General features: G+C 61.4%; 8 protein-coding genes. 5 read left to right on the top strand and 3 right to left on the bottom strand.

Annotation, left to right across the window (positions count from 1 at the left end):
* The first annotated feature begins 42 nt into the window (after nt 1–42).
* Nucleotides 43–819 carry a fumarylacetoacetate hydrolase family protein gene (locus tag B552_RS0112635; RefSeq protein WP_019449388.1) on the top strand — a complete coding sequence of 259 codons (777 nt, stop codon included), beginning with the start codon at nt 43–45 and terminating at the stop codon, nt 817–819.
* Nucleotides 820–869: 50 nt separating this feature from the next.
* Here B552_RS0112635 and B552_RS0112630 read toward each other — a convergent pair whose 3' ends face one another.
* Together B552_RS0112630 and B552_RS0112625 are read right to left on the bottom strand one after the other, a co-directional pair.
* Nucleotides 870–1,178 (bottom strand): hypothetical protein, encoded by a 309-nt coding sequence (locus tag B552_RS0112630; protein WP_019449387.1) that lies wholly within the window; start codon nt 1,176–1,178, stop codon nt 870–872.
* A gap of 104 nt (nt 1,179–1,282) precedes the next feature.
* The gene (locus B552_RS0112625) at nt 1,283–2,236 is read right to left on the bottom strand and encodes a LysR family transcriptional regulator (protein WP_019449386.1); all 954 of its coding nucleotides are present in this window, start codon (nt 2,234–2,236) and stop codon (nt 1,283–1,285) included.
* Between the two features lie 217 nt (nt 2,237–2,453).
* Between B552_RS0112625 and oxlT the strand changes: the two genes are divergently transcribed.
* From oxlT to B552_RS0112605, 4 genes are all read left to right on the top strand, one after another.
* Nucleotides 2,454–3,797, top strand: a complete 1,344-nt coding sequence (gene oxlT, locus B552_RS0112620; RefSeq protein ID WP_019449385.1) for an oxalate/formate MFS antiporter — start codon at nt 2,454–2,456, stop codon at nt 3,795–3,797.
* 32 nt (nt 3,798–3,829) lie between these two features.
* Nucleotides 3,830–4,741 carry a LysR family transcriptional regulator gene (locus B552_RS0112615; protein WP_026035599.1) on the top strand — a complete coding sequence of 304 codons (912 nt, stop codon included), beginning with the start codon at nt 3,830–3,832 and terminating at the stop codon, nt 4,739–4,741.
* A gap of 217 nt (nt 4,742–4,958) precedes the next feature.
* Entirely contained in the window at nt 4,959–5,177 is a 219-nt protein-coding gene (locus B552_RS0112610) for a hypothetical protein (protein WP_019449383.1), read from the top strand.
* A gap of 322 nt (nt 5,178–5,499) precedes the next feature.
* On the top strand, nt 5,500–6,516 hold the full coding sequence (locus tag B552_RS0112605) for a zinc-binding alcohol dehydrogenase family protein (protein WP_019449382.1): 1,017 nt from the start codon (nt 5,500–5,502) through the stop codon (nt 6,514–6,516).
* A gap of 93 nt (nt 6,517–6,609) precedes the next feature.
* Here B552_RS0112605 and B552_RS0112600 read toward each other — a convergent pair whose 3' ends face one another.
* Nucleotides 6,610–7,635 carry an alpha/beta fold hydrolase gene (locus B552_RS0112600; RefSeq protein WP_035879782.1) on the bottom strand — a complete coding sequence of 342 codons (1,026 nt, stop codon included), beginning with the start codon at nt 7,633–7,635 and terminating at the stop codon, nt 6,610–6,612.
* Nucleotides 7,636–7,733: the final 98 nt, after the last annotated feature.

The following is a 7,733-nucleotide window of genomic DNA, read 5'->3' as shown; positions in this document are numbered from 1 at the left end:
CGTTGTGGGAGAGGGGAGCCTGACTCAGAACGAGGAGCCCCCATGCAACAAACCTGGATCCGCTTCCGCAGCCCGCGCGGCGATATTGGCTTTGGTGTGGTCGACGGCGATCGCGTGATCGTGCACGACGGCCCCGGCTATGCCGATTCAAAGCCTACTGGCGCGGTGTTGCCACGAGCCGAGTTGCAACTGCTGGCGCCGTGCGAACCCGGCAAGATCGTCGCGCTATGGAACAACTTTCACGCGTTGGCCCGCAAGCTTGAAAAGCCCGTGCCGCTGCATCCGCTGTTCCTGATGAAGCCCGCCAGTTCACTGGCGGGGCCAGGTGACGCGATCGAGCGGCCGGCCAGCTATCGCGGCAAGATCGTCTACGAAGGCGAGCTTGGCATCGTCATCGGCCGCAAATGCCGCAACGTCGGCGTATCGGAAGCTGGCTCGTATATCTTCGGCTACACCGTCGTCAATGACGTCACGGCGGCCGAACTGATCACGGAAGACCCCAACTTCCCGCAGTGGACCAGAGCCAAGGGCTACGACACGTTCGGCTGCCTGGGCCCGGCCATCGTCACCGGCTTCGACTGGCGCGCCGCGAACGTGGTAACGCGGCTTGATGGCGTGGAACGGCAGAACTATCCACTTGCGGACCTGATTTTCTCGCCCGAGGAACAGGTCAGCCGCATCTCGCAGGACATGACGCTGATGCCCGGCGACGTGATCGCCTGCGGCACATCGCTTGGCGTGGGTTCGATGAAGGATGGCGCGGTGGTGGAGGTATCGATCGACGGGATCGGCGCGCTGGTCAACCACGTGAGGGGATAACGGAAGAAGGCCCCGTCAGGGGCCTTCTTGTCGGCAGGGCGGTTCGAAGATCAGTTGACACCGGCGCCCATCATCGCCCGCACGTACTCGCTCTTCTTGTCGAAGATGAGCTGGCTAAGGAACGACGCTTCATAGGCCTTGAGCAGATGCGCGTGGAAGTCCTCGATGTAGCGTGCAACACGGGTCTTTTCGCATTCGATGCCGCAGAGCCAGTCGAACATCGGCATGTCCCAGCGAAAGCGCAGGCCCAGTTCGGCGAACGCGGCGTTGTAAGCGGCAAGCTGCATTTCGCGATCAGGCCGGTTCATCTCGCTGGCTGCCGAAGCGGCGATCGGTGCGGCGGTATGGAGTTGGTTCATGATCGTCTCCTTGCGTGACACGTGGTCGGGGCTGTTTATGCCTGCAGCTTAGGATGGACGATCAATTAACGATAATTAAAGTTTCATCGATAAACCATAAGTAATCACTTATGCATGGCGTGACGAGGGCGGATCACACCTTCCACGCCGGTGATCTGCTGGATCAGCGTGGCGCCTTCCTCCATCAGGAACTGCTTGAAAGCCAGCGCTACGGGCGGCAGGCGCTTGTTCTTGCGGTGAACCACGTACCAGTTGAGCATGACCGGGAAGCCCTCGATATCGAGCACGGCCAGCTTGCCAGTCTGAAGCTCCAGACCCACGGTATGGGCAGACAGAAACGCGATGCCCATGTTGGCGATCACGGCCTGCTTGATGGTCTCGGTGCTCTTGATCTCCATTGCAATGCGCAGATTCGACAGGCGGCCCGCAAAGCCTTCCTGCATCGAGTTCCAGGTGTCCGACCCTTTCTCTCGCGACACAAAGGCCTCTTCGGCCAGGCCGGCCAGCGGGATATTGCGTTTGCCGACCAGCGGATGGTTCGGAGCGGCAACGATCACGTACGGGTGGGGGGCAAACGATTCGGCGATGGTGTCCATGCCTTCCGGCGGGCGGACCATCACGGCGACATCCGTCAGGTTGCTGGAAAGCTGGTGCAGCAGTTCCTCGCGGTTGTGCACTGCAAGGTTGAGGGTGACCGCGTCGTGCCGGTTCATGAACTCGGCCAAAAGCCGCGGGAAGAAATAGTCGCCTGCGCTGATCACGGCAACGTTGAGGCGGCCTCCGGAAATACCCTTAAGCTGCGCCATCGCATCTTCGGCTTCGCGGAACTGCTGAATGATGCTGCGGCTGTAGTGCAGCATCTCGGTGCCGGCCGGGGTCAGGTAAATGCGCTTGCCGAGTTGCTCGAAGAGCGGCAGGCCCACATGCAGCTCAAGCTGCCGAACCTGTGTGGAAACAGCAGGTTGCGTGAGGTGCAGTTCCTCCGCCGCGCGCGAAAAGCTCATGTGGCGGGCCACCGTTTCGAACACTTTCAGCTGACGCAGCGTGGCATTCTTCATTGCACGATATCCCGCTATCTATAAAGGATCGTTAATGATCATAATAAAAAACTTTATGCTGTGCTGATCTAAGTTTGAAGTAGCATCAATTCACCGATGCAACGTGCCGCAATGTCAGGCGCGCTCATTCAGTAGTGAAAAGTAGGGCGTCCCACAGGGGCCAGCCCACCATTCGCGCCGCCAGAGCGCGATAGACACTAATGCAAGGAGACACGACATGGCGCACACCAATGCGGCAGGCCCCGCTGTAGGCAATTTCAATGGCGGTCTGCTCCACAACCGCTGGTTCCAGCTCTTCATAGGCGTACTCTGCATGGGCCTGGTGGCGAACCTCCAGTATGGCTGGACGCTGTTCGTAACCCCCATGAACGCCAAACATCATTGGGGCGAATCGGCGATCCAGGTTGCATTTTCCATCTTCATCGTCACCGAAACCTGGCTCGTGCCGCTGGAAGGCTGGCTCGTCGACAAGCTCGGACCACGTCCAGTGGTGGCTGGCGGCGCGATCTTCGCGGGGCTTGCGTGGGTGATGAACTCGTATGCCACGTCGCTGCCGATGCTGTACGCGTCAGCAGTCATCGCGGGGATAGGCGCTGGTGGCGTCTATGGCACGTGCGTCGGCAATGCGCTCAAGTGGTTCCCGGACAAGCGGGGCCTGGCTGCCGGCCTGACTGCAGCCGGCTTTGGCGCGGGCTCGGCGCTGACGGTGATTCCGATCGCCAACATGATCCAGAAGTCCGGCTACGAGCATGCGTTCTTCACGTTCGGCATCCTGCAGGGCGTATTGATTTTCGTGATGGCCTTGCTGCTGGTAAAGCCGCAGCCTCCCAAGGGATTGGTGGCCAACAAGGCCATCCTGACCAACCCAGTTGAGTTCACGCCAGGTCAGATGGTGCGCACACCAGTGTTCTGGGTCATCTATGCCTCGTTTGTTGCGGTGGCGGCGGGAGGGATCATGGCAACTGCGCAGCTCGGGCCCATCGCCAAGGACTTCGGCTTTGCCTCGATGCCGGTCACGATGCTTGGCATGACGCTGCCGCTGCTGACGATGACCCTGTCGATCGACAACCTCTGCAACGGCCTGACTCGCCCGCTGTGTGGCTTTATCTCGGACCGCATCGGCCGCGAAAATACGATGTTCCTGATCTTTATCGGCGAAGGGCTGTCTCTGCTCGGCCTGCTGGCGCTGGGTCGCGACCCGTACTGGTTCATGCTCTTCGCGGCGCTGACTTTCCTGTTCTGGGGCGAGATTTTCTCGATCTTCCCCGCGCTGTGTGCGGATACGTTCGGCAGCAAGTTTGCCGCGGCCAATGCCGGCACGCTCTATACGGCAAAGGGCACCGCGGCGATGCTGGTGCCGCTGGCGTCCGTGCTGTCCCACCAGGGCGGCTGGAACCTGGTATTCACGGTGGCGGCGGTGATGACCGTGACCGCCGGGGTATCCGCCAAGTTCGTGCTGCAGCCGATGCGCCGCCGCTTTATCACGGGCCACGCCGTTGCGCAGCCAGTCAGCGATCACGCAACGTACATGGCAGGGTTCTCCACCGGGAAGGGCGAATAGGCGGCCCGGAGAACGTGGAAAGGAGCGGCACCATGAATGTTTCTCTTCCCCAGTTGAAGGCCTTCGCCGCGGTTGCACGGCAGAAGAGCTTTACGCGCGCGGCGGCCGAACTGGGCCTTACCCAGTCGGCGATCAGCCGCAGCGTGCGTGAACTGGAAGAGGAGATCGACCAGCGCCTGTTCGATCGCACCACGCGCCAGGTGGAGTTGACCGATGCGGGCGAGTTGTTGTCGCAACGGATCTGCCACCTGATCGAGGAAGTCGAGCAGACGCTGCGCGAAAGCCATGGCACGGGCAAGCCGTGCGAAGGCACGGTGCAGATCGCGACCGATCCGGTACTGTCATCGATGTCGGTGCCAATGTGGGTGGCAGGCTGCCGCAAGGCATGGCCAGGCATCGGTATCACGTTGCGCGATCGTTCGCATGAATGCGTGCTGCAAAGCGTGCGTAGCGGTGAGGTCGATTTCGGCATCGCCAGCAACCCCGCACCTTGCGACGATCTTTACTACGAGCCACTCTGCATCGATCCGTTGCAGGCCGTGTTGCCGGCCCACCATCCGCTGGCCACTCGCGAATCGCTGGGGTGGGGCGAACTTGGCAACGCGTCGCTACTGGTGCTCGACCAGAGTTCCGGCATACAAACAGCGGTGGAACGCGCGCTGGCAACCTATCACGTGCGCCCCGGCTCTCTGCAGGTGCTGGGCCACTTTGCCGCGATATTCGGCATGGTGGCGATGGAACTCGGCATTGGCGTGGTGCCGTCACGCGCGCAGGCCGGCGGCGTCGCGCCCGGAGCGGTCCTGCGCCCTCTGCGGCCGCAGGCCACATCCAATGTCATGCTCGTGCGCCGCAAGGCCCGCTCGCTCAAGCCGAATGCGGCAGCGGTGTGGGACAACCTGCGTGCTCAGGAATATGACCAGGGATGGTTGAAAAAGGTGGGGTAGGGCGCTGAATTGCATTCACGTGTGGCATCGCCGCAAGCGCCGATTGCCACGATTGGGTCCCTTGAAATGGTTGTTTGAGACGCGCAGCGCACCCCGAGGGGTGCGCTGTTGCATTTAAACTGCAACTCTTGTTGATATATCACATACCAAATATTTACAGATCTCGCAGTGCAGCATATACTGGGAACTTCTTGACCTACCTCACTTAGGAGTTTTCATGAACGCCGCACTGCTTTCCGCCGTCGCCCTGGGCCTGATTTCGCTGGGTGTTTCCGTGACCTATCTGCTGGCAACACGCCTGCCCATGAGCCTGCTGGCCACCGCGCAAGAGCATGGCCGCTTTGCGGGTCTCGGTTCCACGCAGGATATCGACGGTGTTGGCCGTGCGACGCCGAGCGCCACTACCCAGGTTCAACCGCAATTCGCACACGCCTGATTCTCTCGCCCCGCTTTCTGCCAGGAGCCTTGTAACGGCCGGCAACTCCTGACAAGCACGCTTCATCCAGATAGTTCGTACCTCTCACGGCCGTCCCATCCCTAATGCCCCTGCGCTGCGGATCTCAGGTCCCGACGCAGCCAGGCGTCTCAAGATTTCCCCAATTCCCATTCAGCAGTGTTCTGAACTGCGTCACGCGGGCTGCTTTGCTCAAATTCTCCAGATTTTCGGGAAAGTGATTGCGAGATCTTCCGGCTAATCAACGGGATCGTTAGCGACTAGCATCGAGTCATCTTCATCTGTCTTGCAAAGGATGCACTCCATGAAAGCCATCGGTTTGACCCGCTACCTGCCCATCAGCGATCCTCAGTCGCTCGTCGATATTGACATCGCCAGGCCTGAGGCTAGCGGCCACGATCTGCTGGTCAAGGTTGAGGCGATTGCCGTGAATCCCGTCGATACGAAGGTTCGCGCTCCGAAAGACAAGGTCGAGGAAACGCCGCGCGTGCTTGGCTGGGATGCCGCAGGCACGGTGGTGGCGGTCGGCCCGGATGTGACGCTGTTCAAGGTTGGCGATCCTGTCTTCTACGCTGGCAGCATCACGCGCCAGGGAACGAACAGCGAATATCACCTTGTCGACGAGCGCATCGCCGGGCACAAGCCCGCTTCGCTCGACTATCCGCAAGCGGCCGCGCTGCCACTGACGGCGATCACCGCCTGGGAAGCTATGTTCGACCGGCTCGGCATTTCGCCAAAGGGTGATGACGCGGGCAAGTCAGTGCTGATCATTGGCGGCGCCGGCGGGGTAGGGTCGATCGGAATCCAACTCGCCAAGGTGCTGGCCGGGTTGACCGTGATTGCCACGGCATCCCGGCCGGAATCCGAAACATGGTGCCGGCGCCTTGGCGCCGACCACACCATCGATCATCGCGCCGACATCCCCACGCAACTGCGCGCGCTGGGTTTTGAACACGTCGACTTCATCCTGTGTTTCAACGATACGGATCGCCATTTCAATGCAATGGCCGAAGCAATCGCGCCGCAGGGCAAGATTTGCTCGATCGTCGAGAACGCCCAGCCGCTGGCCATCGGCGCGCTGAAGAACAAGAGTGCCACCTTCGTCTGGGAGTTCATGTTCACGCGCGCGATGTTCCAGACGTCCGACATGATTGCGCAGCACCGCCTGCTCAACGAGGTGGCGCGTCTGATCGATGCGGGCAAGCTGCAGACGACGATTGGCGACAACCTGGGCGCGATCAACGCGGCCAATCTGCGCCGCGCCCATACGCTACTGGAAGGGGGGCAGACAATCGGGAAGCTGGTGCTGTCCGGCTTTTGATTGAACGATATTTGCAATTAACGGCCAAGAACTCACCAAACCAATAAGAAGGGCCGGACCTCTTGCGAGGTCCGGCCCTTTCATCTTGTGCTTTCAGCAAGTGGCGATGGCTGATCGGGATGCGCTCGCCGTTTTGTACAAGGCCGGCTTTGTCTGAAGCGTGTTCACAAAATCGGCGATATGGCCGATCACACTGGGATCGCGCAGGATGCGGCGATGCCCGAGGCCGTCGGTTGTTACCAGCCGCGCGCCAGGCCACGCACCAGCGATGGCGGCGCCGTCTTCCCAGCGCACTTCCTTGTCATCGCGATCGTGAATCACGAGTGCAGGGGGAACCGGGCGCGTGCGGCCGACGTCTGGCACATTGAATGTGGACCACGCCATTCCGAGCCATTGTTCGCTGCTCCGCTCCATGCGTGCGAGCACGTGTGGCGCGATGCCGAGCCTCCAGGCGAGGGTGGCGCATGCGCTATGCATATCGGCGGGTGACCCAAGCATCACCACGCCGCGCACGGGCAAGCCTTCGCGGATCGCCTGTGCCGCCGCGGCGCCGCCCATAGAGTGCGCCACGACCGTATGAACGGGGCCAACATGCCAGGCAACAGCCAGCAGCGATCGAGCCATCTCCACGATCGAGCTTTGGTCCCGGCCGCGGGCCCCTGCATCGGAGGCACCGTGGGACAACGCATCGAAAGCCACCACACGCATGCCGGCAGCCAGCAAACCGGTGACCACCGCATGCCACTGGCCCGCGTTGCCGCCCCATCCATGGGCCAGCAGTACGACAGGCCCCTTGCTGCCCCAGCGGTAGACACGTACGCGGCGGCTGGCGCCCTGGCCGGTGACCAGTGCCCATTCGGTCCGCGCAGAATCCAGCAGCCGCAAGCCTTCCGGAGACGGTTTGCTGCCAGGCGGACTGAACCAAAGGCGTTCCAGCGAACGCGAAGTGGCCGTGGGGAAGAACAGGCTACCGGTCTGCCAGCGCAGACGCCGGCTGGCGTGGGCCAGTCCCTCGAGCATGCCCGCGAGCGCCGCGTGGCCAGATCGAGGATTGGAAAGCGGCTCGCCGACAGTTCGGGCGGCGCGGGTCGGGGGTGAGGATGACAGCACTTGCGACACGACAAACTCCTCCAACTGATGCTTCAACCGGATTGAGTGGCGATTAGCGCCAGAATTTCTTGGATTTTTTGTGTTTCACGACCGACCAGTCGTGCTAT

Origin of the sequence: Cupriavidus sp. BIS7 (assembly GCF_000292345.1) — a bacterium.
In the GTDB taxonomy this organism is placed as follows: Bacteria; Pseudomonadota; Gammaproteobacteria; order Burkholderiales; family Burkholderiaceae; genus Cupriavidus.
The sequence above is the reverse complement of the archived record's forward strand: the minus strand, read 5'-3'. Positions and strand labels throughout refer to the sequence as shown.